Below are 23,428 nucleotides of genomic sequence, written 5' to 3'. Positions count from 1 at the left end.
GTGTCGTGGCGTGTCTTAGAGCCCTTGCTGCAAGGCCGGATCGTCCGGATTCTGTTGCTCAAGCTGAGCCAGCAGCACTTGGACATTCTGCAACTGCCCACTCTCTTTCCAGTAGTTGACCAGCAGCACCCGAGCCTTGCGATTGGCCGGGTGGCGCTGGACGATTTCTTCCAATTGGCGCTGCGCTGCCTCCAGCTCCTGCTGGTCGTGCAGGGTGGTGGCCAGGTCGTAGCGGTAATCCTGATTATCCGGCTCAAGCTCTACCGCTTTGGACAGGCCGAGGAGGGCATAAGGCCGCTCGCCATGGTGCAGCAGCCACATGCCGAGGGCGTGTTGCAAGTAGGCGGATTCGGGGTGAGACGCCAGCTGCCGCGCCAGCAATTGGCGGGACTCGTCGGTCTTGCCTTGCTTATCCAGCAGCTCGATCTGCGCGACCACTGCTTGCAGGTTGTCCGGTTGCAAACGCATCGCCCGTTCCAGGGCCTGTTGCGCCTCCGGCAACAGCGCGCTGTGGATGTAGAGGCGTGCCAGCTGAATCCACCCCTCGGCGGTTTCGGGCTGGGCCTTGAGGGATTTCACGAATTCGTCCAACACCTGCTGCAGCGGCCCGAAATACAGGCCAAGGGTGTCCGGCGACAGGCCGAGCAAGGCATTGGCGGCGGCAAAGCGCACGCTTTGCTCGGGGTCATCCAGCGCCGGGCCCAGCAGCAGGGTGCGCTGGCCCGTGGGCACCAGGCCGACAATGCTGTGGATCGCCGCTTCGCGCACCACCGGCGATTCATTGATCAGGTCTTTATCCGCCAGCTTCAGGGCCTGGGGGCTTGGATAGTTGTGCAGTTCAGCATGCAGGGCGGCGCGGCGCTCATCGGTCAGGTCCGGGCGGCCCAATTGCTGATACAGCACTCGGGCGGCGCCAGGCTCGCCGTTACGCGCCTGTTTCAGCGCTTTGGCGTAGCCATGGGCAATCGCGGGAGCCACAGCCACCGGGGCGGAGCGGGAGAAATACCAGGTGAGCAGCACAATGAAGAACAGGGCGCACAGGCCGACGATGGCGTAACGGCGTGACTTTGACATGCAGGCGTCCGAAAGCTTGAGTAGCTATTACAAAGGCCGTCAGCTTCGGTCAGACCAGGGCAGGTGTCAAACCGGCGTCAGGTGAGCACGTACTCCACTGGCTCCAAGGGCGCCGGCAGTTCGGTTTCGCCCAGCGCCGCGAGAATCTCACGCTCCAAGGTGCGTAGGAGCGCATTGCAGGGCAGGTCATTTTCATCAAAGCCGAACGGGTCTTCCAGGTCATCGCCGATTTCATCCAGGCCAAAAAAGGTGTAGCTGACAATGGCAGTGAACACCGGTGTCAGCCAGCCCAGAGGTTCGGCCATGGCGAAGGGCAGCAGAATACAGAACAGGTAGATGGTGCGGTGCAAAAGCAGCGTGTAAGGGAAGGGCAGTGGCGTGGTCTTTATCCGCTCGCACGAGGCCTGAACCTGACTCAGGCTGACCAAGCGGGTTTCCAGCTGGGTGTAGCGCCATTCGCTGATGACGCCCTGCTGAGCCAGTACCGAAAACCGCCCGCCGAGCTGTTGCAGCACACGGTCCGGCAGGTTGGGATGGTCCGCTTCCACGCTGGCCCAGGGCTGTATCGCCTGGGCTTCATTTTCATGGCGCAGTCGTGCGATCAACCCATGGGCAAAGCCCCCCAGCCCGCGCAACACGCGCGCACGTTCAGCGGCATCGGCGAGTACTTGTGTTTCACGGATCAGCGAGCGCACCTCGATGATCATCTGCCCCAACTGCTTGCGGCCCTCCCACCAACGGTCATAGCAGGCATTGTTGCGAAAGCTCATGAAGATCGACAACGAGAGCCCGAGCAAGGTGAAGGGCGTGGCGTTGACCTTGGAGAAGTACGCGGGGTGCAGGGTTTCCACGAGCACGATCACTGACGCCAGCAACGTGACCAGTAGGCTGCGCAGGGCGATGCGCTTGGCAATCGAACCTTTTAGGGAAAACAGGATACCCAGGAGATTGGGTTTAGGACGCACGATCATGGGGGGGCTTCTTTGGTGGTGCAGGCCATCAGGTTAGAAGCTGATAGGGAGGGCGTCCAATCGCTTGGGCTTACCGGCTGATCGGTGGGGTCTATGATCGGAGGTGCGCCAGCTTCTGTGTCAAGCAGGCCTCTGTGGTGGGCGGGGCAAGTCCACTCACCACCAGTGCCTTGCCCCCTTGGCCAAACCAGTCAGCCATGTTGAAAGCTTTGACCATTGTCGCTGTGCAGCACCCAAGCGACTATCTGGGCCATACGCTCGTTACCCGGTCCATCGTTCAAGGAAACAATGATGCAGATTGAAACCAAGGTTTTTCTGGTCAGCGGCGGCGCTTCGGGCCTCGGCGCGGCCACCGCTGAGATGCTGATCGCCGCTGGTGCCAAGGTGATGCTGGTGGATTTGAACGCCGAAGCGGTCGCCGCCAAGGCCAAGCAATTGGGTGAAAACGCCCGCAGTGCGGTGGCCGACATCAGCCAGGAAGCTGCCGCTGAAGCCGCCGTGCAAGCCACGGTCTCGGCATTTGGCGGCTTGCACGGGTTGGTCAATTGCGCAGGCGTGGTGCGCGGCGAGAAAATTCTCGGCAAGAACGGCCCTCACGTGCTGGCGAACTTCGCCCAGGTGATCAACGTCAACCTGATCGGCAGCTTCAACCTGTTACGCCTGGCCGCTGCGGCCATTGCGGAAACCGAAGCGAATGCCGACGGTGAACGCGGCGTGATCATCAATACCGCTTCCGTGGCCGCCTTCGATGGGCAAATCGGTCAGGCTGCGTATGCGGCCTCCAAAGGTGCCATCGCCAGCCTCACACTGCCCGCGGCTCGCGAATTGGCGCGTTTCGGTATTCGCGTAATGACCATCGCTCCCGGTATCTTCGAGACGCCCATGATGGCCGGCATGACGCCGCAAGTGCGCGACTCCCTGGCCGCCGGCGTGCCATTCCCGCCACGCCTGGGCAAGCCTGCCGAATACGCCGCACTGGTGCGGCACATCATTGAAAACAGCATGCTCAATGGCGAGGTGATCCGTCTTGACGGTGCCTTGCGCATGGCAGCCAAGTAAGGAGAGTGACCCATGACTGATCCCATCGTGATTGTCAGCGCCGTGCGCACGCCCATGGGCGGGTTCCAGGGTGACCTCAAGGGACTGACCGCACCTCAACTCGGTGCCGCCGCTATTCGTGCAGCGGTTGAGCGCGCCGGTATCGCCACCGACGCCGTGGATGAAGTGCTGTTTGGCTGCGTACTCCCTGCTGGCCTGGGCCAGGCGCCAGCGCGGCAAGCGGCATTGGGCGCCGGGTTGGACAAGTCCACCCGTTGCACCACCCTCAACAAGATGTGCGGCTCAGGTATGGAAGCCGCCATCCTGGCCCATGATTCACTGCTGGCGGGCAGTGTCGATGTGGTGATTGCTGGCGGTATGGAGAGCATGTCCAACGCACCGTATTTGCTGGACCGCGCCCGCAGTGGCTACCGCATGGGTCATGGCCGCGTCCTCGACCACATGTTCCTCGACGGCCTGGAAGACGCTTACGACAAGGGCCGCCTGATGGGCACCTTCGCCGAAGACTGCGCCCTGCATAACGGCTTCACCCGTGAAGCCCAGGATGCCTTCGCCATTGCCTCCCTGACCCGCGCTCAGGAGGCGATCACCCACGGCAACTTCGCTGCCGAAATCGTCCCGGTACAGGTCACTGTCGGCAAAGAGCAAAAAACCATTCTGCACGATGAGCAGCCCCCCAAAGCCAAGCTGGACAAGATTGCCAGCCTCAAACCGGCGTTCCGCGAAGGCGGCACGGTGACAGCGGCCAACTCCAGCTCGATTTCCGACGGTGCTGCGGCGCTGCTGCTGATGCGCGAGTCCGAGGCGCACAAGCGTGGGCTCAAGCCGTTGGCGGTGATCCATGGGCATGCTGCATTTGCCGATGAGCCGGGGCTGTTTCCCGTGGCGCCAGTGGGTGCGATTCGCAAATTGATGAGCAAGACCGGCTGGAACCTTGATGAAGTGGATCTGTTCGAGATCAACGAAGCCTTCGCGGTGGTCAGCCTGGTGACCATGAGCAAGCTGCAAATCCCCCATTCCAAGGTCAACGTGCACGGCGGTGCCTGCGCCCTCGGCCACCCGATTGGTGCCTCGGGTGCCCGCATCCTGGTGACCTTGCTCTCGGCCCTGCGCCAGAAGGGCCTCAAGCGTGGCGTTGCCGCGATCTGCATCGGCGGTGGTGAAGCCACAGCCATGGCCGTCGAATGCCTGTATTAAGGAGCCACGATGCTGCCCAATGACGAACAACTGCAAATCAGCGACGCGGCCCGGCAATTCGCCCAGGAACGTCTCAAACCTTTCGCCGCCGAATGGGATCGCGAGCACCGCTTTCCCAAGGAGGCCATCGGCGAGATGGCCGAACTGGGGTTTTTCGGCATGCTGGTGCCGGAGCAATGGGGCGGTTGCGATACCGGCTACCTGGCTTACGCCATGGCCCTGGAAGAAATTGCCGCCGGTGATGGAGCCTGCTCCACCATCATGAGCGTGCACAACTCGGTGGGTTGCGTGCCCATCCTCAAGTTCGGCAACGACCAGCAAAAAACGCAGTTCCTCACGCCTCTGGCCAGCGGCGCCATGCTGGGGGCCTTTGCCCTGACCGAACCGCAGGCCGGTTCCGACGCCAGCAGCCTGAAAACCCGCGCGCGTCTGGACGGTGACCACTACGTGCTCAACGGTTGTAAACAGTTCATCACCTCCGGGCAAAACGCTGGGGTGGTGATTGTGTTTGCCGTTACCGACCCGGCGGCAGGCAAACGCGGGATCAGCGCGTTTATCGTGCCCACCGATTCGCCGGGCTACAGCGTCGCGCGGGTCGAGGACAAGTTGGGGCAGCATGCGTCCGACACGTGCCAGATTCTGTTTGAAGACGTGAAGGTCCCGGTGGCCAACCGTTTGGGTGAGGAGGGTGAAGGCTACAAGATCGCCCTGGCCAACCTTGAAGGCGGCCGCGTGGGCATCGCCTCGCAAGCAGTGGGCATGGCCCGTGCCGCGTTTGAAGCGGCGCGCGACTACGCCCGCGAGCGCGAGAGTTTCGGCAAACCGCTGATCGAACACCAGGCGGTAGCCTTCCGACTCGCCGACATGGCCACGCAAATCGCCGTGGCACGGCAGATGGTGCATTACGCCGCCGCCTTGCGCGACAGCGGCAAGCCGGCGCTGGTGGAAGCGTCGATGGCCAAGCTGTTTGCCTCGGAAATGGCCGAAAAAGTCTGTTCGGCCGCCTTGCAAACCTTGGGCGGTTACGGTTACCTGAGCGACTTTCCCCTGGAGCGGATCTACCGCGATGTGCGGGTCTGCCAGATCTACGAAGGCACCAGCGATATTCAACGCATGGTCATCTCACGCAATCTCTAAGGAGCCGATACATGAGTTACGAAACCATTTTGCTCGACGTCCAGGGCCGCGTCGGGCTGATTACCCTGAATCGTCCGCAAGCCCTGAATGCGCTGAATGCGCAGCTGGTCAGTGAGTTGAACCATGCACTGGATGATCTGGAAGCCAATCCGCACATCGGCTGCATCGTGCTGACCGGTTCGAAGAAAGCCTTTGCGGCCGGCGCCGATATCAAGGAAATGGCCGAGCTGACCTACCCGCAGATTTACCTCGATGACCTGTTCAGCGACAGCGACCGCGTGGCCAACCGCCGCAAGCCGATCATTGCCGCCGTCAACGGTTTTGCTTTGGGCGGCGGCTGCGAACTGGCGCTGATGTGCGACTTCATCCTGGCGGGTGATGGCGCCAAATTCGGCCAGCCAGAGATCAACCTCGGCGTCCTGCCCGGCATGGGCGGCACCCAGCGCCTGACCCGCGCGGTAGGCAAGGCCAAGGCCATGGAAATGTGCCTGACCGGGCGCTTTATCGATGCGGTGGAAGCGGAGCGTTGTGGGATTGTCGCGCGCATCGTGCCGGCCGATGAGCTGCTGGATGAAGCGCTGAAGGTCGCCACGCTGATTGCTGGCAAGTCGGTGCCAATCAGCATGATGGTTAAGGAAAGCGTGAACCGTGCGTTTGAAGTGAGCCTGTCCGAAGGCGTGCGCTTTGAGCGCCGCGTGTTCCATGCGGCGTTTGCGACGCTGGATCAGAAGGAAGGTATGGCGGCGTTTGTGGCCAAGCGCGCGCCAGAGTTCAAGGATAAGTAAGCCAATCTTCATGTACTGAAGTGCACATGTGGGAGGGGGCTTGCCTCCTCCCACAGTAGTTCGTTGGTGTCTGTCAGAGCTGGTAGTTCTTGAGTTCCCTAGCAATCACCATCCGCTGAATCTCGCTGGTCCCCTCGTAAATCTGCGTGATCCGCGCATCCCGGTAGTAACGCTCCACCGGGTAATCCTCCAGGTAGCCGTAGCCGCCATGTATCTGCATCGCTGACGAGCAGACCTTCTCCGCCATTTCCGAGGCAAACAGTTTGGCTTGTGACGCTTCCGACAGGCACGGCTTGCCGGCACTGCGCAGGCGCGCTGCGTGCAGGATCAGCAGGCGGGCCGCGTTCAAGCGGGTCTGCATGTCCGCCAGCAAATTAGCCACGCTCTGATGCTCGATGATCGCCTTGTCGAACTGCACCCGGTCCCGGGCGTAGGCCAGCGCCGCTTCAAACGCTGCTCGCGCGATACCCAGGGCCTGGGCGGCGATACCGATGCGGCCACCTTCCAGGTTCGACAGCGCAATCGCCAGGCCTTTGCCGCGCTCGCCCAGTAAGTTGGCTTCGGGAACTGTGCATTGGTTGAGGGTGACGGCACAGGTGTCAGAAGCGCGAATGCCCATCTTGTGTTCGGTGCGGTCCACCACAAAGCCAGGGGTGTCGGTGGGCACTAGGAAAGCGGAAATGCCTTTCTTGCCCAAGTTCGGATCAGTCACGGCAAACACGATAGCCAACTTGGCGCGCTTGCCGTTGCTGACGAATTGCTTGGCGCCGTTGATCACCCACTGGCCGTCACGCAGCTCAGCGCGAGTGCGCAGATTGTGGGCTTCGGAACCGGCCTGGGGTTCGGTCAGGCAGAAGCAGCCAATCGCTTGGCCACTGGCAAGTTCTGCCAACCAGGTTTCTTTCTGCGCCGTTGTGCCGTAGTTGAGGATCGGCCCGCAACCCACTGAATTGTGGATACTCATCAGTGCGCCGGTGGCGCCATCGCCGGCAGAAATCTCTTCCACCGCCAGGGCATAAGCCACGTAGTCGACGTAGGTGCCGCCCCATTCTTCCGGGACCACCATGCCCAGCAGGCCGAGTTCGCCCATTTTGGCTACCAGGTTGTCGTCAATCCAGCCGGCTTTTTCCCAGGCTTGGGCGGACGGGGCGATTTCACGCCGGGCGAAGTCACGCGCCATGTCGCGGATCATCACTTGTTCTTCAGTGTATTCAATGTCTTGCATGGCTTATCTCGCAATTTGCTCGAACTGTTGGAAGAAGCTTTCGACGTGGGCAACTGATAGCCCATGCAACGTTGGCGGGTTCCAGCGCGGGGTTTTGTCCTTGTCGATGATCAGGGCGCGCACGCCTTCGATCAGGTCGCCGCGCTTGAACCATTGCCGGTCCAAGTGCAGTTCCAGGGCGAAACACTGTTCCAACGACAGGCGGCGGCCTTTGCGCAACATTTGCAAAGTCACGGCCATGGCCAGGGGCGAGCGGGTCTGCATCAGGTGGGCCGTGTTGAGCGCCCATTCATGGCTGTCGGCAACGGTGACGGCCTGTAATTGCTCAACGATGCTCGGCACATCCGGCAACCCGAAGAAATGGTCGATCGCCGGGCGCAAGGCTGCCAAAGGCGCATCGGGCAGCTGCTGCACCGCAAGCTTTGCCAACACACCTTGCAAGTCTTTGAGCGCAGATTCGTGCCATTGCAGGTGGTCGAGTTTCTGGTCCAGCTCGGCGAGCTTGTTGCTGTCGAGGTACCAGTCCGCCAAACCGCAATACAGTGCATCGGCGGCGCGGATCTGCACGCCGGTGACGCCGAGGTAAATACCGAGTTCGCCCGGAATGCGCGGCAGGAAATAGCTGCCACCCACGTCGGGAAAATAACCAATGGCCACTTCCGGCATGCCCAGGCGGCTGCGTTCGGTAACGACGCGTAAATCGGCACCTTGCACCAGGCCCATGCCACCGCCGAGGACAAACCCGTCCATCAACGCCAGCACGGGCTTACGGTAGTGGTGGATGGCGAGGTCGAGGGCGTATTCCTCGACGAAGAAATCTTCGTGAAGGGTGTCGCCATTCTTGAAACTGTCGTACAGGGAACGGATATCGCCGCCGGCACAGAAGGCTTTGTCGCCGGTGCCGCGCAGGACCACGGCGTAGACCGATGGATCGTCGGACCAGACCTCCAGGTGCCGGGTCAGGCTGCGAACCATGTCGAGGGTGATGGCGTTTAAACCCGCAGGGCGGTTAAGGGTGAGGTGGCCGATATGGTTGCGGACGTCGGCCAGTACCTCTTCCTGAGGCGAATCGGCGCGGCTTGCTTCGGATGAAACCTGAGCAGTCATCTCTAACTCCCTGCTTTTATTGTTCTTTATCAAGATGTTCGCGGACGAACCATCTCGCGATCGTACCAGTGCAAATTTGCACAGTACAACCCGGAATCATGCAGGTGGTTGTTGCATTTATGCAGGGCGCCCGGGCCTCTGCTCAGGGCACGCGGTTGGCCAGTACTTCGCCAATGCTGCGACGGCGCGCGTGGGTTTCGGCCGCGTGAATCAGTTGTTCAAGCTCTGCGGGCGCCACGTCGTAGAACTGCTCCATCTCGGCAAGCGCCAGCTTCAAATCGGCGGCGGTCACGGCAGGGTTTCGCGCTGCATCGGGGGTATTCAATACGGCCGAAGGGGACTCGACAGCCCCCTTGGGATAACGCGTGCGAGTGGCGTTGTTGTAGGCCAGCGCACATGCCAGCAGGGCGCTGGCGCCGAGCAGCACAGCGCCCAACTCATGCCAGCCCAGTGCGGCGGAAGCCGGGTCGGCCAGCACCAGGGTCATGGCCAGGCCACCTGCGGGTGGGTGCAGGCAACGCAGCCAGCACATCAACACCACTGCCATGCCGGCCGCCAGGCAAGCGCCGCCCAAGGTGCGTCCGAGAACCCGCGCGACCAGCAATGCCACGACACCGGCGCACAGGTAGCTGCCGATGATCGACCAGGGTTGCGCCAGCGCACCGGAGGAGACGGCAAACAACAACACCGCCGAGGCCCCTAGCGGGCCGAGCAGGTGCAGCGCCACCTCCATGCCAAATACCTGGGCACAGAGCCAGACACTGAACAATGTACCCAGTGCCATGCCAATGGCGGCCCGGCTCCATTCGGTAGGACGAGTATTGATTGCAGCGGGAAACCAGCGAGCGAGCATTGAAAAGAAATCCATAAACGGCGGGCAAAAAAAAAGGCTTGTCTGGTTTCCCGGAAAAGCCCTTTGAACGTTCCTGCATTTGGGGGAGGAACCTGCGCAGTGTGCCGCGCCTCGATTATCGGCGCCAATGCATATTAATGAGGTTTTAATGCATAAATATTGAATTAAAACCCGTTTCATCAAAGGGGAATGTACGCGGTGTTCAGTTTGCCCAAGACGCGGATATCGGTCTCTTCGTTGAACATATGCTTTTGCAGGTTTTCCAGGAGCCCTGGCTCGCCAGAGAGGGGACCTTTGAGTGCCACCAGAGCGTTGCGTAGCGACATCAGTCGATCCAACGGCGGAATGGGTAGGTAGCCGATATGCACTTCATCCCGGATCAAGGCAGCAGGAGTATCAGGTAAACGATCATTTGGCACGGCATTGTCCTCTCGCGAAGTGAGCCGCAGTGATGGCTGCCGCTCTTAACGTCCTTGTTGTGTTCCATGGCCTGTGGCGGTAAAGACCTACCCCACATGGCCATCGAGTTTACAGTTGGGTTTCAACCCCCGGAAAGTGAAATGACACCAGCCATTACGCATAGCTGCGTAGGATTCTTCCGGGTCGGCTCAAGGCTGTGGGGGTTTGGCCAGGTACAGAAGGACAAAGGTGTTGCGATCGAACTCACCCGTTAAGGTCGGTGTGAGCGTGGCAAAGCGCGGATCTTTAAGCGCGCGGAAATCCTCTTCGCTCATCACCAGCCAGGCTGGCCCTTGCAGCGGCGTCAGGTCAGCGGCTTGCTGGGTAAACAACGGCACCTGATCGCAGTCGAGGTTGACCATGTATTTGATGGCCTTGGCGTCTTTGCCCAAACCGTGCAAGACCACGGGGGCACGCTGCTGCATCACCTGCTCATGAACGTTCAAGGTAAATGTGCGGGTGTCATAGACACTGCGCTCCAGCGGTTCCACCACCAGGATATAGGTAGCCCACACCGCCAACACCGCAGCGAAAGCCGGCCCCACCGGCCGTAGACGAGAGACGAACAACGTCAACAGCGCCAATGCCTGCAGCGCACCAAGCACACCCAGCACCAAGCCCAGATGGCTCAGTTGTTCCGGATAACGTGGGCGCACGAACAGCAACCCGGCGATCAGCAGCGTAGGCAGCAGCGTCCATAGACCCAGCATCAGGGCGCGCAGCCCGGCGAAAAGCCGCCCGCGTGCACCGTAAAAGGGATACGCCGCAATAATCGCCGCCATGGGCAGCATCGGCAGTACATAGCGCGCCTTTTTCGCCTGGGGAATCGACAGGCCAACCATCACCAGCAAGCCGGCAGCGGCGCAGTACAGCACCAATTGCAAGGCCGGCTCCGGCGTGCGCCGCCCACCGGTCGCCACTGCCAGCAGCACCAGCAACGCCAGGGGATAGGCCAAGGCGTAATTACCCAGGGAGCTGGTGAAGTAATACAGCACACCGCTGCTGCCTTCGCTGCCATCCATGCGCCCGAGGAACTGCATGCGGATAACGTCCTGCATGAAACGCTCACCGCCACTGAGTTTGGCCATCAGCAACAGCAGGCCGACACAGGCCAGCAGCAGCGCCAGCGCCAGGAGGCCGAAGCTGAGCAGTTGGCGCCATTGCCGGTTGATCAGGTAATAGCTGCACAGCACACCGGTGGGCACGACCAGGCCAATTGGCCCGCGTATCGCAAACCCCAGGATCAAGAGCAGAAACAGCCAGTGCAGACGTTTACCCGCAGAGAAATGATCATGGGCGTAACCCAGATAAAACACCGTCAAGGTGATCGCGGCGAGCATCTGGTCCAGGGACACGGCGCGGGTTTCGCTGATAAAGGTGGTGCTCAACAGCAGCACCGCAATGCTCAACAAGCCCCAGCGCTGGGAGTAGGGCGCCGTGAGGCGATACACCAGGATGACGATCAGTGCCGAGGCCATCGAAGTGGGCAGCCAGGCCGTGAGGCTGGTGACCTGGCCCAGGGGCAGCGACAACAGCCAGGTCATCAGGGTCGAGGTGGCCAGATAATCAGCATACGGCTGGCCGTAAGTGGTGGGAAAAAAGCCCGGCCCATGGCGCAGCATTTCCTGGGCGAACAGCACGAAGCGTGAGTCGAAACCGATAATCGCCTGGTGCCAACTGCCGGCGATAAACAGCAACAGCGCCAGCAATCCCAGGCAGAGGGATTGGCGGCGGATCGTGGCACTCAGCAAAGGCGGTCGGGCTGTGTTCACGTATCAGGCTTCCACGACCTGTGGCACCCACTGCTGCTGCGGAATCGGCAACTGACATGAGTCGCCTCGCCCTATCGGGAAGTATTGGAAGCCCTTGCGCGACAGGCGCTCGCCGTCATACAGGTTGCGGCCATCGAAGATCACCGGGGTTTTCAGGCGCTGGTGGATCAGGTCGAAATCGGGGGCTTTGAACTGCTGCCACTCGGTGCACACGATCAGCGCATCGGCGCCAACCAGAGTGGACTCCGGCGTGCCCATCAGCATCAGCCGTTCTTCGTCGCCGTAGAGGCGCTGGGTTTCCTGCATGGCTTCCGGGTCGAACGCGCGCACGTTGGCGCCGGCAGCCCACAGCGCTTCCATCAGCACGCGGCTGGGTGCATCGCGCATGTCGTCGGTGTTGGGCTTGAACGCAAGGCCCCACAGGGCGAAGGTCTTGCCGCGCAGATTGCCTTGGAAGAACGCGTTGACGCGCTCGAACAGCTTGCTCTTCTGGCGTTGGTTGATGGCTTCTACGGCTTCCAATAGATCGCTTGAGCAGTTGGCCTGTTTGGCGCTGTGGATCAAGGCGCGCATGTCTTTGGGAAAACATGAACCGCCGTAACCGCAACCGGGGTAGATAAAGTGATAGCCGATGCGCGAGTCGGCACCGATGCCCAGGCGCACGGCTTCGATATCCGCCCCCAGGTGCTCGGCCAGCTCGGCGATCTGGTTGATAAAGCTGATCTTGGTGGCCAGCATGCAGTTGGCGGCGTACTTGGTCAGCTCGGCGCTGCGCAGGTCCATGAAGATGATGCGGTCGTGGTTGCGGTTGAACGGCGCGTACAGATCGCGCATCACCTCGCGCACTTCTTCGCGCTCACAGCCGATGATGATGCGATCCGGACGGCGACAGTCGGCAACCGCCGAGCCTTCCTTGAGGAATTCCGGGTTGGAGACGATATCGAACTCCAGGTGCCGGCCAGCGACGTGCAGGGCTTTTTCGATATGGGCGCGCAGGGTGTCGCCGGTGCCCACGGGGACCGTGGACTTCTCCACCAGGATTACCGGGGCCACTCGATGACGGGCCACGGCGTCGCCCACCGACAGCACGTACTTCAAGTCGGCCGAGCCATCTTCATCCGACGGCGTGCCGACGGCGATGAACAGCACTTCACCGTGTTCGACGGCGAGCTTCTCATCGAAAGTGAAATTCAGGCGGCCGCTTTCCAGGTTCTCCTTGACCATGGCGGCCAGTCCCGGTTCGAAGATACTCACATGGCCTTGCTGCAGCAGCTTGACCTTGTTTTGATCGACGTCCATGCAGATCACATCGTGACCGACTTCGGCTAATACGGTGGCCTGTACCAGGCCGACGTAACCACTACCAAATACACTGATTTTCATGGGGCATTCCTGGGACGAGTAGCACTGGCACGACGAGAGTTGATGATCAGCACACCGAGGATGACAAGCGCCACCCCCAGGGTTTTTGAAACGGAAAAATGTTCGTTGAACACCGGGAGGCTGGCGGCCAACAGGTACACCAGCGCATAGCTGATGCTGAGCAATGAATAGGCGCGGCCAAGGGGCAGGTGCTTGAGCGCGCCGAGCCAGCAGAGCATCGACAGCGCGTAGGCGAAGATCGCCAGGCTCACCACGCCCAACGCAGCGAAGTCGATGGCGTTGCTGTTCAACGCCGCCAGCCATTCGGTGGGCAAGGGCAGTCGCGTCATGCTCCAGCGCATGCCCAATTGGGCGGCGCTGACCAAGCCAACGCTGCCCAGGGCCAGGGCAAAACCACGCACGCGGCTCATACCTGGCGCCCCAACAGCACCACACCGGCAATCACCAGCACGACACCCAGCCAATGCCGTGTGTCGATGTGTTCCTTGAACACAAAGCGCGCCACCAGCGTGACCAGGACAAAATTGAGGCTGAGCATCGGGTAGGCGATACCGACTTCCAGGCGCTGCAACACCAGCAACCACACCAGCAAACCAAAACCCAGGCACAGCAGGGCCGACCACAGCCACGGCGAGCGCAGCTTCAGCGCCCAACCGTCGGGCTGGTCGCGCCAGCTTTCCACGGCGAATTTTTGCGAAACCTGGCCCATGCATGTCAGCAGGCAGGCGGCCAATAACAGGCATAGCGTGATCATGGCGCAACCTGCGGGAACACCAGGATCACGATGTTGCCTTGCTCGTAGCGCTTGCCGTCTTTGGGCAGCAAGTCCACCTCGGCGATTTCGTCGTCACCCTTCACACGCATGACCACCCCGACGGCGCCGTGTTTACGTGCGTCGCTCATCCACTGCTGGACCTGTGTGGTGTCGACCTTGTGATGGGCCGCATCGTCAAAGGCCAAGCCATATTTCACTTCGCCGACGGTGTTATAGAGGGTCACGTCCGGGCGCTTGACGCGCCAGGCCAAGGCGGAGGCTGCGCCCAGGTCATTGCTCAGCAACGCGCTGGTCTGGCTCAGCTCCTGGAGGTGATCGATGATGAACTGGTCCGGAGTCTTGTTGTAAACCACCGAATGGGGCAGTGCGGCCGGTACCAAAGCCACCAGCAACCAACTGCCGACTACCGGCGCTGCCCACAAGCGCAGCGGGCGTGACGCTTGCAGCAGGTTGGCGATGATCCAGCCGAACAGGAAGACAAACACCAGCACCAGGCTGAGGGTTTCCTGACCGTGTTCGTAGACGGGCTTCTTCAGTTGAAACCACGTCAGCGCCAGTAACGCCGCGACGCCAATCACCAGGTTCAGCCAACCGTTGATACGCACGACACGGCCGCGGCCTGCGGCGAGTTTGTCCGCCAGTGTCGAGCCCATCAGCAGCGCCAGCGGCAACAGGCACGGCATGATGTAGGAGGGCAACTTGCCCTTGGCCAGGCTGAAAAACGCCAGCGGCATCAGCAGCCACAGCAGCAGGAAGGCAGTTTTCGCTGCACGTTTTTCCTGCCACGCCTGTTTCAGGGTGGACGGCAGCAGTGCGACCCACGGCAGGCTGAACGCGACCAGCAGCGGTAGGTAATACCAGAAAGGCTCGGCGTGCTGGGCATCCTCGCCGGCAAAACGCTGGATATGCTCGTGCCAGAAGAAGAAATTCCAATAGTCCGGTTCTTGCAGATGCACGGCCAGTGCCCACGGCAGGCTCACTGTAATGGCGACAACCACGGCCACCAGCCCATAACCGAGCAGTTCGCGAAAGCGCTTCTGCCAGATCGCGTAGGGCAGGGCGATTAACACCGGCAACAGCCACGCCAGGAATCCCTTGGTCATAAAGCCCATGCCACAGGCGAAACCGAGCAGCGCCCAGGATCCCAGGCGGCCGTTGCGGGAGGTGATGTCGAAGCAGAACCACAGGGCAACGCCGGTCAGGTTGACCCAGAAGGTGAACTGCGGATCGAGGTTGGCATAACCGCCCAAGGCCGCGACGCTGACAAAGCTCATGTACAGCACGGTGCTGACCAGGCTCTTTTGCGGGTCATTCCACAGCCGGCGTGACACCAGGTACACCAGCAGGATGCTCAAACCGGTGCTCAACGCCGATGCGAAGCGCACACCAAACAGGTTTTGCCCGAAGATCGCCTGGCCGAGCGCGATCATCCAGTAACCGGCAGCCGGCTTTTCGAAATAGCGAATCCCCATGAAGTGCGGCGAAGCCCACTTACCGGTCAGCAGCATTTCCTGGCTGATCTGTGCGTAGCGGGTTTCATCAGGAATCCACAGACCATGGGTGGCCAGCGGCAGCAGGTAAAACACGCCAAACGCTAACAGGAGCAGGGGCAAGGCCCAACGCCGAATCATGCCTGCTGCACTCCAAGCCAACCCTCACGGCCGCTCAATGCGCCCCGCACCAACTGTTGCTGGGGCAGGGTGGTCAGGTCCGCAGGCAACAAGTCACCCAGCGGTTTGAAATCGATGCCGCGCTGCCCTGCCTGGGCAAGCAACTGGCGAAAATCGTTGGCCATCAGAATCCCTTCTACTTCTGCGTGGATCGTGTAGACGTTGAGCTTCGACTCGGCAAACCGGTCAAGAATGAAGCTATTGAAGTCTTTGGCGGCCACCACCGGCCCGACGACTTCGTCGAAGGTCGGCAGGTCCACCGGAATTTGTGGCGTACCTGCGCTGCCATCGGCCAATGTCGGCCGAAACAGGCTGGTACCCCGGCAATCGCTGTTGTAGCGAAAGTTGAAACCTTGTTTGGCTTGCACCACACGCTCATCGGCACGCCAACCGGCGGCCGCCGAACAGTCGATGCGTTCGCCCAGGATGTCGCTCAGGGTCTCCACGCCGCGTCGAATTTGCTCGACCAGTTGTGCATCGCTCCACCGTCCGGTGTTGGCCTGCCAGCCATGGTGATCCCAGGCGTGCAGGCCGACTTCGTGACCGGCGGCCTTGGCCTGGCGCATCAAGTGCCCCAAGTCACGGCCGATCGGCTTGCCCGGCCAGGCAGTGCCGGCGAGCAGGATGTCCCAGCCGTACAGGCCGGCAGCGTTGGAACGCAGCATCTTCCACAGGAATTGCGGGCGGATCAGGCGCCACAAGTGGCGCCCCATGTTGTCCGGCCCGACACTGAAGAAGAACGTCGCTTTTACCCCGGCCTCGTCCAGGGATTCGAGCAACCGTGGCACACCTTCACGGGTGCCCCGATAGGTATCGACGTCAATGCGAAGACCTGCCTGCATTAGCGCTTATCCGCGATTTCGAGCATGGCCTCGCGCAGGAAGAAGTCCAGCGTGTTGCCGATGGTTTCGCTCATCTCCACGGTTGGCTCCCAGTTCAGCAGGCGCTTGGCGTTTTCGATGCTTGGCTTGCGGTGTGCCACGTCTTGGTAACCGGTGCCGTAGAACGCCTTGCTCTCCACATCGCGGAAACCGGCGAACGGCGGGAAGTTGCTGCGCAGCGGGTGCGCTTCGAACTGACGCAGCAGCTCTTCGCCCAACTGGCGGATGCTGGCTTCGTTTTCCGGGTTACCGATGTTGATGATCTGGCCGTTGCAGGCATCGTTGTCGTTATCAATGATGCGGGCCAGGGCTTCGATACCGTCGGCGATGTCGGTGAAGCAGCGTTTCTGCTCGCCACCATCGAACAGGCGGATCGGCGTGCCTTCCACCAGGTTCAGGATCAGTTGGGTGATTGCACGGGAGCTGCCGATACGGGCCGAATCCAGGCGGTCGAGGCGTGGGCCCATCCAGTTGAACGGACGGAACAGCGTGAAGTTCAGGCCCTTGGCGCCGTAGGCCCAGATCACGCGGTCCAGCAGTTGCTTGGAGACCGAGTAGATCCAGCGTTGTTTGTTGACCGGGCCAACCACCAGGTTGGAAGTGTCTTCGTCGAAATACTGGTCCTGGCACATGCCATAGACTTCAGAGGTCGACGGGAAGATCACGCGCTTGTTGTACTTGACGCAGTAGCGCACCAGCTTGAGGTTTTCTTCGAAGTCCAACTCGAACACGCGCAGCGGGTTACGGGTGTACTCGATTGGCGTGGCGATGGCCACCAGCGGCAAGACCACGTCGCACTTCTTGATGTGGTACTCGATCCACTCGGTGTGGATGCTGATATCGCCTTCGACGTAATGGAAGTTCGGGTGGCTGCGCAGGCGCTCAATGGCGTCGGAGCCAATGTCCAGGCCGTAGACCTCATAACGGTCGTCGCGCAGCAGGCGCTCGGACAGATGGTTACCGATAAAACCGTTCACGCCCAGGATCAGCACGCGGGTACGGCGTGGCTTGCGGCCGGACTCGGCACCGCGCAGCACGGAGCCGTCGACCAGGCCCAGTTCGTTGGCCAGGGAAGGGCCGGCCAGGTACAGGCCGTTGTCGTTGCGCTGGCCGAACTTGACCACCAGGGAGTCTTCGCCGCAGGCGATGCGCAGCGGGTTGACGCTGATCACCCGGCCCGGTGCCAGGCCTTCGTTGCCCTTGACCACCTCGGCTTGCCACACGATCAGCTTGTGTTCGCCCACGGCACAGAATGCGCCTGGATACGGTTGAGTCACGGCGCGAACCAGGTTGAACAGGGTTTCAGCCGGGTGTTTCCAGTCCAGCTTGCCGTCTGCGGCCGTGCGGCGACCGAAGTAAGTGGCTTGGCTTTCATCTTGTGCGGTTTCAGTCAGCTTGCCTTCGGCCAGTTGCGGCAGGACATCACGCAGCAGGTTGCTGGCGGCTTCACGCAGCTTGGCATGCAGGGTCAGGCCGGTGTCGCTACGCTCGATGGTGACTTTTTGCTGAGCGAGGATCGCGCCGGCATCCGCACGCTTGACCATGCGGTGCAGGGTCACGCCGGTTTCGGTTTCGCCGTTGACCAGCACCCAGTTGGCCGGGGCGCGGCCACGGTACTTGGGCAGCAACGAACCGTGCAGGTTGAACGCACCTTTACGGGCGGTGGCCAGCAGCGGCTCGCTCAGCAGGTTGCGGTAGTAGAAAGAGAAAATGTAATCCGGGTTCAGCTTGGCGATGCGCTCAATCCACAAAGGGTGGTTGGCGTCCTCTGGCGCATGCACCGGGATACCGTTGCGGGCGCACAGTTGGGCAACGGAGCCGTAGAAGTTGTTTTCCTTGGGGTCGTCGGCATGGGTAAACACAGCAGCAATTTCGTAGCCGGTATTGAGCAGCGCTTCAATGCCTGCACAACCAATATCGTGGTACGCGAATACAACAGCTTTTGAACTCATGACTGAACCTGATCGGCGGAAGTGGAAGTATGGGAAGACACCAGGCCGTCAACGACGACCACAGGAGCCGGTGCTGCCGGTTGGTTGCGCAGCACTTTTTCGATAAAGAAGCGTGGGCGGGCGCGCACATCGCTGTACATGCGGCCCAGGTATTCACCCAAGAGGCCCATGCCGATGAACTGGCCACCGGTGAAGACGAACAGCACCGCGAACAGCACGAACAGGCCGTCGCCCGCCCAGTCGGCACCGAAGGCCAGGCGCAGAACGATCAGCGCGAAGGCAAACAGCATGCCCAGGGCCGCCAGGCTGAAGCCGACAATAGACAGCAGGCGCAGCGGCGTGGTGGTCATGCAGGTCAGCAGGTCGAACATCAGGCTGATCAGGCGCATGGCGCTGTATTTGGACTCACCGTGTTCGCGCTCGGCGTGGTGCACCAGGATTTCCGTGGTGTGGCGGGCGAAGCCGTTGGCGAGGATCGGGATAAAGGTGCTGCGCTCGCGGCAGGCGAGCATGGCGTCGACGATGGTGCGGCGGTAAGCGCGCAGCATGCAGCCGTAGTCGGTCATGGCCACGCCGGTAGAGCGCTGCACGGCAAGGTTGATCAGGCGTGACGGCCAGCGGCGAAACGCCGAGTCCTGGCGATTGTTGCGCACGGTGGCGACAACGTCGTAGCCGAGGGCGGCTTGCTCCACCAGGCGCGGGATTTCTTCGGGTGGGTTCTGCAGGTCGGCATCGAGGGTAATCACCACTTCGCCCTGGCACTGTTCGAAACCCGCCATGATCGCGGCATGCTGGCCGTAGTTGCGGTTGAGGATCACAGCCACCACGTTGCTGCCGTCTTCTGCGGCAGCGTCTTCCAGCAGTTGGGCCGAGTTGTCACGGCTACCGTCATCCACCAGGATGATTTCGTATTCGTAGGCCAGTTGCCTGCACGCCGCGGTGGTGCGACGCAGCAATTCAGGCAGGCTTTCTTCTTCGTTGTAGACCGGGATAACGATCGACACGCGATGAATAGGGTAGGGTTTCAAAGATTTATGACCTCGGGGTTAGAGCAGCGTGGCGCGTGAAAACGCCCGCAATCATTGGATACAAACGCCGTGCAACGGTTGGGAACCGCTAAAAATCGAATTCTAATCAAGAGGTTAGTTCAAAAATGTGAATATCACCTTGAGCTTCCGTATTTAAGATTAAGCTCAAAAATGTAGGAAAGGTATGAAGCGGAAGTCGAAAATTCGTTTATTTGATAGCCAGACAGCCAGGGTTCAGCTAAACGTGAGGGCGCTAAGGGGGGGGGCTGGATCGCGGTGAAACAGGAACGGCATGCAACGCATTTACTACAGCGTGGGCGAACACAAACAGGCTTCGACCACGATTGAAGAATCTTCTCTGCAATGCCTCTCAAGTGCCGGTAAAGTAACGCGTCTCTTGGCAGGGTAATCGGATGAATAGCGTGCAGCTTTTACGCGGCCAGTTGCGGCCAGTATTGATGGGGTTGTTGATGAGCGTGGCGTGTGTCACGACCGTTCGCGCCGATGAAAGCGTGGCGTTGACCAGCCTCGATCAGGTGCCGGATGGCGTGGAAGTACGTGGCAAGCAGATCGCCGCTTACACCTGGGACGACCGCCAGGGCAAGAATCTGCTGGTGCTGGCTGAACAAGTCAGCGAGCGGGACGACGACGGCACCCAGTCGTCCTTTGTGTATGCCGCTCAGTACCTGATCGACGGTAACCGCCCCAAGCGCGTGTGGATGCTCTACGACGATGTGCAGCATTGCGAATTTGACGCGGCGTTGCGTTTCGACCAAGCCGCGACCAAGGTCACCGACCTGTCTGGCGATGGCATCACCCAGGCCACTGTGGGCTATTCGCGCACCTGCACCAGCGACGTCAGCCCCAATGAGTTCAAGCTGATCATGCATGTGGGCAAGTCGCAGAAGTACCGTTTGCGCGGTGTCGACCGCTACGGCGCCGCCTGGTGGGATGAAGAGGCCGGGGCGTTGCGCGGGATGCCGCTGCCCAAGGATTGCAGCACCGCTGGGCAACAGGCGCTCGTCAGCCAGTACAAGGAGCAGGGCACCGAATTGCCGTTACCCGGCTGCTATGGCGATGAGAGGGATTTCGCCAATGCGCCCGAGGCGTATCTCACGTTCATGCGTCAGCATTGGTTCGCACTGATGCAAAAGCAGGACGCCGAATGGAGCCAGGCCCAGACCCAGCCCCAGGAACCCACGGAGGACGAAGAAACCGCCCCATGATTTGGTAAGAGGGCCTGTGCTGCGCTAGACTCGGCCCTCGCCAATTCACTAAATACCTTGATTTAACAATGGCTTGTTCGAGGTATTTAATCCAAAGGCTGATCTATTTTGACTGAGCATATCCGCAACCCGCTGACCCTCTACCTCACCCGCCTGGCCCCCTCCAGCCAACTCACCATGCGCTACGTGCTGCAGGACGCCGCCGACCGCCTGGGCTTCGAGGATATCAACCTTGAAGACATCGACTGGCACCTGCTGCAACCCGAACACGTCATCGCCCTGGTAGCCGCCCTGCGCGAAGACGGCTACGCGCCCAACACCTCATCGTTATATGTAAATGCGGTGCGCGGGGTGATGAATGAAGCGTGGCGCATGAGCCTGATCAGTCAGGAACACTTGTTGAGAATGCGCACGGTCAAGCCAGCGCCCGGTACGCGTCTTGGCCAGGGCCGTAACCTGCGGCGCACGCTGATCCGTGAAATGATGGAAGTCTGTGCCGCCGACCCCAGGCCACAAGGCCTGCGTGATGCAGCGGTCATCGGCATCCTCTACGGCTCGGGCATGCGCAAGTCGGAGTCGGTCAACCTGGATCTCGCGCAGATCAACGTTGAGGAGCGCAGCTTGCGTGTCATTGGCAAAGGCAACAAAGAGTTGATCAAGTACGCGCCGCAATGGGCATTTGCCAAGTTGCAGGCCTGGTTGGCGTTTCGGCGCGAGCAGTTAAAAGAGGGCGAGCAGGACGACAGCTTCCTGTTCAATCGCATCCGCCGGGGTAGCCATATCACCCGGGAACGCATTACTAAACACGCGATTTACTACATTGCCCGGCAGCGAGGGGAACAGGTTGGGGTGAAGATCATGCCCCATGACTTCCGTCGCTCGTTTATCACGCGGGTGATCGAGGAGCATGACCTATCGATCGCGCAGAAGCTGGCGCATCACACCAACATCCAGACCACCGCCAGCTATGACGTGCGTGACGACAACGAACGCCGCCGAGCCGTAGATCGGTTCGACCTGTAGTGAGCGGGCTTGCTCCGCGCCGGCTTGCATAGCAGCCACCTAGTTTATTGGGTCTGCTTCGCAGCCCAGCGCGGGGCAAGCCCGCTCACCACAAAAGCCTGATGATCACAAAAGCCCGATCACCACAAAAAGCCCGGTCACCGCGAAAAGAGAGGTCACCACAGGCGCTCAGTTCATCAAGGCGCTCGCCACAGGGAGGATGTTCAGCCTTCGAGCGCCTTCAAGGCTAGAGGATGGGTTTCCCCCCGGTAACCGCATAGCGTGAACCGGAGATGTAGCTGGCTTCATCCGAGGCAAGCAGCACATAAATCGGCGCCACTTCCACCGGCTGGCCAGGTCGGCCCAGTGGTGTTTCGCTGCCGAAGCTCTTCACGTCTTCATCGGTCATGGTCGCCACGATCAGCGGCGTCCAGATCGGTCCGGGGGCCACACTGTTGACGCGAATGCCCTTGCTGCCCAGCAACTGCGCCAAACCGCCGGTGAAGTTGGCAATCGCGCCCTTGGTGGCGGCGTAGGCCAGCAGGGTCGGTTTGGGCATGTCAGAGTTGACCGAACTGGTGTTGATGATCGAACTGCCAGCCTTCATATGGGGCAGGGCAGCCTTGCAGATGCGAAACATCGCCGTGATGTTGATATCGAAGGTCTTCACCCATTCCTCGTCCTCGATTTCTTCGAGGGTTTCGTGGGTCATCTGGAACGCGGCGTTATTGACCAGCACATCGATGCGACCGAACTGTTCGACGGTGCTGTCGACCAGTGCCTGGCACTGGGCTTTCTGTGCAAGATCGCCGGGCAGTAACAGGCATTGGCGACCGGCCTCTTCCACCCAGCGTGCGGTTTCCTTGGCGTCTTCGTGCTCGTCCAGGTAGGCGATGGCAACGTCTGCACCTTCACGGGCAAACGCAATGGCAACCGCGCGACCGATGCCGCTGTCGGCCCCCGTGATCAGCGCGATTTTGTTGGCCAGCCGACCAGAGCCTTTATAGCTTTGCTCGCCACAATCGGGATACGGGTCCATTTTTCTCTGGGAGCCTGGGACCGATTGGGCTTGAGGGGCGAAAGGCGGGCGTGGGTAGTCAGTCATCTCAATCTCCATAGGTTCCTAAGGGTGCTATGGAGTTAGTAATTCCTTGGCCGGCGATAGTTGTGCTGGATCCTGCCCAGGGCCGACGAGTGGTTAACGCCAAGCCCTGTTGTTACCCCTCAGGAGGAGGGCGGGGCACTCGCCAAGTGGGCGGGCAAACGGCGTAATGTCCAGATCACCGTGAGCATCGCCGCAACGGCACACATCGCAATACCGATGATCATTGGCGCCGGGGTGTGGTCGGCAAAGACTCCAACAAGGGTCATGGACACCGCCCCTGTGATCATTTGAATCGCGCCAAGCAAAGCGGATGCAGAACCCGCCACCGCGCCATGGTCCTCCAGGGCCAACACACCCGAGGCAGGCAACAGCAAGCCAAGGAAGCCGAAGCCGATAAACAGCAACGTCATCATCAGGACCAAGCTATCAACCCACAGCGTGGTGACCGCCAGCAGGAGCATCACTGCAGCCACCGCCGTAACTGACCAAAGTATCAACGGCACCAGACCGAAGCGTGCGCTCAGTCGCGCCGTCAGCTGGCTGATAGCGAAAAATGACGCCGCATTCAGGGCAAAACACAGGCTGAATTGCGTGGGTGTCAGGCCGAAATACTCGATGTACACAAAGGGCGCGCTGCCAATAAAAACAAAGAACGTTGCCAACCCAAAGCCGCAGACCACCGACAATCCGATAAACACAGGATCGCGCAGCAGAGCCCCATAACTGCTGAATGCAGTGCCCAGGGTTTTACCCATACGACGCTCGGG

At 60.7% G+C, this 23,428-nt stretch carries 22 protein-coding genes; 6 read left to right on the top strand and 16 right to left on the bottom strand.

Features of this window, described 5'->3' with window-relative positions; translation table 11 throughout:
* Positions 1-15: 15 nt before the first annotated feature.
* Together BW43_RS19345 and BW43_RS19350 are read right to left on the bottom strand one after the other, a co-directional pair.
* On the bottom strand, positions 16-1,074 hold the full coding sequence (locus tag BW43_RS19345; protein WP_032885672.1) for a tetratricopeptide repeat protein: 1,059 nt from the start codon (positions 1,072-1,074) through the stop codon (positions 16-18).
* 77 nt (positions 1,075-1,151) lie between these two features.
* Positions 1,152-2,045, bottom strand: coding sequence for a bestrophin family protein (locus BW43_RS19350; protein ID WP_032885671.1), 894 nt, complete (start codon positions 2,043-2,045; stop codon positions 1,152-1,154).
* A 291-nt stretch (positions 2,046-2,336) separates the two neighbouring features.
* On the opposite strand from BW43_RS19350, the gene BW43_RS19355 reads away from it, so the two are divergent.
* The 4 genes from BW43_RS19355 to BW43_RS19370 are packed head-to-tail and all read left to right on the top strand — an operon-like array spanning position 2,337 to position 6,223.
* Positions 2,337-3,104, top strand: coding sequence for an SDR family NAD(P)-dependent oxidoreductase (locus tag BW43_RS19355; RefSeq protein ID WP_032885670.1), 768 nt, complete (start codon positions 2,337-2,339; stop codon positions 3,102-3,104).
* A 12-nt stretch (positions 3,105-3,116) separates the two neighbouring features.
* Positions 3,117-4,301: an acetyl-CoA C-acyltransferase gene (locus tag BW43_RS19360; RefSeq protein WP_032885669.1), complete on the top strand. Its 1,185-nt coding sequence runs from the start codon at positions 3,117-3,119 to the stop codon at positions 4,299-4,301.
* Between the two features lie 9 nt (positions 4,302-4,310).
* On the top strand, positions 4,311-5,438 hold the full coding sequence (locus BW43_RS19365) for an acyl-CoA dehydrogenase (RefSeq protein ID WP_032885668.1): 1,128 nt from the start codon (positions 4,311-4,313) through the stop codon (positions 5,436-5,438).
* Between the two features lie 11 nt (positions 5,439-5,449).
* Positions 5,450-6,223 carry an enoyl-CoA hydratase gene (locus BW43_RS19370; protein WP_032885667.1) on the top strand — a complete coding sequence of 258 codons (774 nt, stop codon included), beginning with the start codon at positions 5,450-5,452 and terminating at the stop codon, positions 6,221-6,223.
* Positions 6,224-6,296: 73 nt separating this feature from the next.
* Here BW43_RS19370 and BW43_RS19375 read toward each other — a convergent pair whose 3' ends face one another.
* The 12 genes from BW43_RS19375 to arnC form a co-directional block, all read right to left on the bottom strand.
* On the bottom strand, positions 6,297-7,448 hold the full coding sequence (locus BW43_RS19375; protein WP_032885666.1) for an acyl-CoA dehydrogenase family protein: 1,152 nt from the start codon (positions 7,446-7,448) through the stop codon (positions 6,297-6,299).
* A 3-nt stretch (positions 7,449-7,451) separates the two neighbouring features.
* Positions 7,452-8,555 (bottom strand): enoyl-CoA hydratase/isomerase family protein, encoded by a 1,104-nt coding sequence (locus BW43_RS19380; protein ID WP_032885665.1) that lies wholly within the window; start codon positions 8,553-8,555, stop codon positions 7,452-7,454.
* Between the two features lie 142 nt (positions 8,556-8,697).
* Complete coding sequence (locus BW43_RS19385) at positions 8,698-9,408, bottom strand: HPP family protein (protein WP_032885664.1); 711 nt, start codon at positions 9,406-9,408, stop codon at positions 8,698-8,700.
* A gap of 179 nt (positions 9,409-9,587) precedes the next feature.
* Entirely contained in the window at positions 9,588-9,827 is a 240-nt protein-coding gene (locus BW43_RS28915; RefSeq protein ID WP_122680988.1) for a type VI secretion system contractile sheath small subunit, read from the bottom strand.
* 189 nt (positions 9,828-10,016) lie between these two features.
* Complete coding sequence (locus BW43_RS19390) at positions 10,017-11,639, bottom strand: glycosyltransferase family 39 protein (protein WP_032885663.1); 1,623 nt, start codon at positions 11,637-11,639, stop codon at positions 10,017-10,019.
* A 3-nt stretch (positions 11,640-11,642) separates the two neighbouring features.
* A complete protein-coding gene (locus BW43_RS19395; RefSeq protein ID WP_032885662.1) occupies positions 11,643-13,022 on the bottom strand; it encodes a UDP-glucose/GDP-mannose dehydrogenase family protein in 1,380 nt (459 codons plus the stop codon).
* Positions 13,019-13,432 (bottom strand): 4-amino-4-deoxy-L-arabinose-phosphoundecaprenol flippase subunit ArnF, encoded by a 414-nt coding sequence (arnF, locus tag BW43_RS19400; protein WP_032885661.1) that lies wholly within the window; start codon positions 13,430-13,432, stop codon positions 13,019-13,021. The genes BW43_RS19395 and arnF overlap by 4 nt, the downstream gene beginning before the upstream one ends.
* The gene (gene arnE / locus BW43_RS19405; protein WP_032885660.1) at positions 13,429-13,776 is read right to left on the bottom strand and encodes a 4-amino-4-deoxy-L-arabinose-phosphoundecaprenol flippase subunit ArnE; all 348 of its coding nucleotides are present in this window, start codon (positions 13,774-13,776) and stop codon (positions 13,429-13,431) included. Before arnE ends, arnF begins: the two co-directional genes overlap by 4 nt.
* Positions 13,773-15,428, bottom strand: a complete 1,656-nt coding sequence (gene arnT, locus BW43_RS19410; protein ID WP_032885659.1) for a lipid IV(A) 4-amino-4-deoxy-L-arabinosyltransferase — start codon at positions 15,426-15,428, stop codon at positions 13,773-13,775. The genes arnE and arnT overlap by 4 nt, the downstream gene beginning before the upstream one ends.
* Positions 15,425-16,309, bottom strand: coding sequence for a 4-deoxy-4-formamido-L-arabinose-phosphoundecaprenol deformylase (arnD, locus tag BW43_RS19415; protein WP_032885658.1), 885 nt, complete (start codon positions 16,307-16,309; stop codon positions 15,425-15,427). Before arnD ends, arnT begins: the two co-directional genes overlap by 4 nt.
* Entirely contained in the window at positions 16,309-18,300 is a 1,992-nt protein-coding gene (gene arnA, locus BW43_RS19420) for a bifunctional UDP-4-amino-4-deoxy-L-arabinose formyltransferase/UDP-glucuronic acid oxidase ArnA (protein WP_032885657.1), read from the bottom strand. Before arnA ends, arnD begins: the two co-directional genes overlap by 1 nt.
* Positions 18,297-19,328 carry an undecaprenyl-phosphate 4-deoxy-4-formamido-L-arabinose transferase gene (gene arnC / locus BW43_RS19425; RefSeq protein ID WP_032885656.1) on the bottom strand — a complete coding sequence of 344 codons (1,032 nt, stop codon included), beginning with the start codon at positions 19,326-19,328 and terminating at the stop codon, positions 18,297-18,299. Before arnC ends, arnA begins: the two co-directional genes overlap by 4 nt.
* 413 nt (positions 19,329-19,741) lie before the next feature.
* On the opposite strand from arnC, the gene BW43_RS19430 reads away from it, so the two are divergent.
* Both BW43_RS19430 and xerC read left to right on the top strand, forming a co-directional pair.
* Positions 19,742-20,554 carry a M949_RS01915 family surface polysaccharide biosynthesis protein gene (locus BW43_RS19430; RefSeq protein ID WP_032885655.1) on the top strand — a complete coding sequence of 271 codons (813 nt, stop codon included), beginning with the start codon at positions 19,742-19,744 and terminating at the stop codon, positions 20,552-20,554.
* 108 nt (positions 20,555-20,662) lie between these two features.
* Entirely contained in the window at positions 20,663-21,577 is a 915-nt protein-coding gene (gene xerC / locus BW43_RS19435) for a tyrosine recombinase XerC (RefSeq protein ID WP_032885654.1), read from the top strand.
* Between the two features lie 226 nt (positions 21,578-21,803).
* On the opposite strand, the gene BW43_RS19440 is transcribed toward xerC, so the two are convergent.
* Positions 21,804-22,661 carry an SDR family oxidoreductase gene (locus tag BW43_RS19440; protein WP_032885742.1) on the bottom strand — a complete coding sequence of 286 codons (858 nt, stop codon included), beginning with the start codon at positions 22,659-22,661 and terminating at the stop codon, positions 21,804-21,806.
* A 119-nt stretch (positions 22,662-22,780) separates the two neighbouring features.
* The coding region (locus tag BW43_RS19445) for an MFS transporter (RefSeq protein WP_032885741.1) at positions 22,781-23,428 on the bottom strand (648 nt) is incomplete at its 5' end.

This window comes from Pseudomonas sp. RIT357, from assembly GCF_000632245.1.
In the GTDB taxonomy this organism is placed as follows: domain Bacteria; phylum Pseudomonadota; class Gammaproteobacteria; order Pseudomonadales; family Pseudomonadaceae; genus Aquipseudomonas; species Aquipseudomonas sivasensis.
Note: the sequence above shows the minus strand (reverse complement) of the source record. Positions and strands in the feature narration are given on the sequence as shown.

What these genes read in the sequence shown, in the direction of transcription:
- BW43_RS19430 (WP_032885655.1), top strand. Translation starts at nt 19,742, where the DNA reads ATGAATAGCGTGCAGCTTTTACGCGGCCAGTTGCGGCCAGTATTGATG.
- BW43_RS19350 (WP_032885671.1), bottom strand. Translation starts at nt 2,045, where the DNA reads ATGATCGTGCGTCCTAAACCCAATCTCCTGGGTATCCTGTTTTCCCTA.
- BW43_RS19360 (WP_032885669.1), top strand. Translation starts at nt 3,117, where the DNA reads ATGACTGATCCCATCGTGATTGTCAGCGCCGTGCGCACGCCCATGGGC.
- BW43_RS19345 (WP_032885672.1), bottom strand. Translation starts at nt 1,074, where the DNA reads ATGTCAAAGTCACGCCGTTACGCCATCGTCGGCCTGTGCGCCCTGTTC.
- BW43_RS19440 (WP_032885742.1), bottom strand. Translation starts at nt 22,661, where the DNA reads ATGACTGACTACCCACGCCCGCCTTTCGCCCCTCAAGCCCAATCGGTC.
- BW43_RS19375 (WP_032885666.1), bottom strand. Translation starts at nt 7,448, where the DNA reads ATGCAAGACATTGAATACACTGAAGAACAAGTGATGATCCGCGACATG.
- arnD (WP_032885658.1), bottom strand. Translation starts at nt 16,309, where the DNA reads ATGCAGGCAGGTCTTCGCATTGACGTCGATACCTATCGGGGCACCCGT.
- arnF (WP_032885661.1), bottom strand. Translation starts at nt 13,432, where the DNA reads ATGAGCCGCGTGCGTGGTTTTGCCCTGGCCCTGGGCAGCGTTGGCTTG.
- BW43_RS19385 (WP_032885664.1), bottom strand. Translation starts at nt 9,408, where the DNA reads ATGCTCGCTCGCTGGTTTCCCGCTGCAATCAATACTCGTCCTACCGAA.
- arnA (WP_032885657.1), bottom strand. Translation starts at nt 18,300, where the DNA reads ATGAGTTCAAAAGCTGTTGTATTCGCGTACCACGATATTGGTTGTGCA.
- BW43_RS19395 (WP_032885662.1), bottom strand. Translation starts at nt 13,022, where the DNA reads ATGAAAATCAGTGTATTTGGTAGTGGTTACGTCGGCCTGGTACAGGCC.
- BW43_RS19365 (WP_032885668.1), top strand. Translation starts at nt 4,311, where the DNA reads ATGCTGCCCAATGACGAACAACTGCAAATCAGCGACGCGGCCCGGCAA.
- BW43_RS19380 (WP_032885665.1), bottom strand. Translation starts at nt 8,555, where the DNA reads ATGACTGCTCAGGTTTCATCCGAAGCAAGCCGCGCCGATTCGCCTCAG.
- BW43_RS19355 (WP_032885670.1), top strand. Translation starts at nt 2,337, where the DNA reads ATGCAGATTGAAACCAAGGTTTTTCTGGTCAGCGGCGGCGCTTCGGGC.
- arnE (WP_032885660.1), bottom strand. Translation starts at nt 13,776, where the DNA reads ATGATCACGCTATGCCTGTTATTGGCCGCCTGCCTGCTGACATGCATG.
- BW43_RS19370 (WP_032885667.1), top strand. Translation starts at nt 5,450, where the DNA reads ATGAGTTACGAAACCATTTTGCTCGACGTCCAGGGCCGCGTCGGGCTG.
- arnT (WP_032885659.1), bottom strand. Translation starts at nt 15,428, where the DNA reads ATGATTCGGCGTTGGGCCTTGCCCCTGCTCCTGTTAGCGTTTGGCGTG.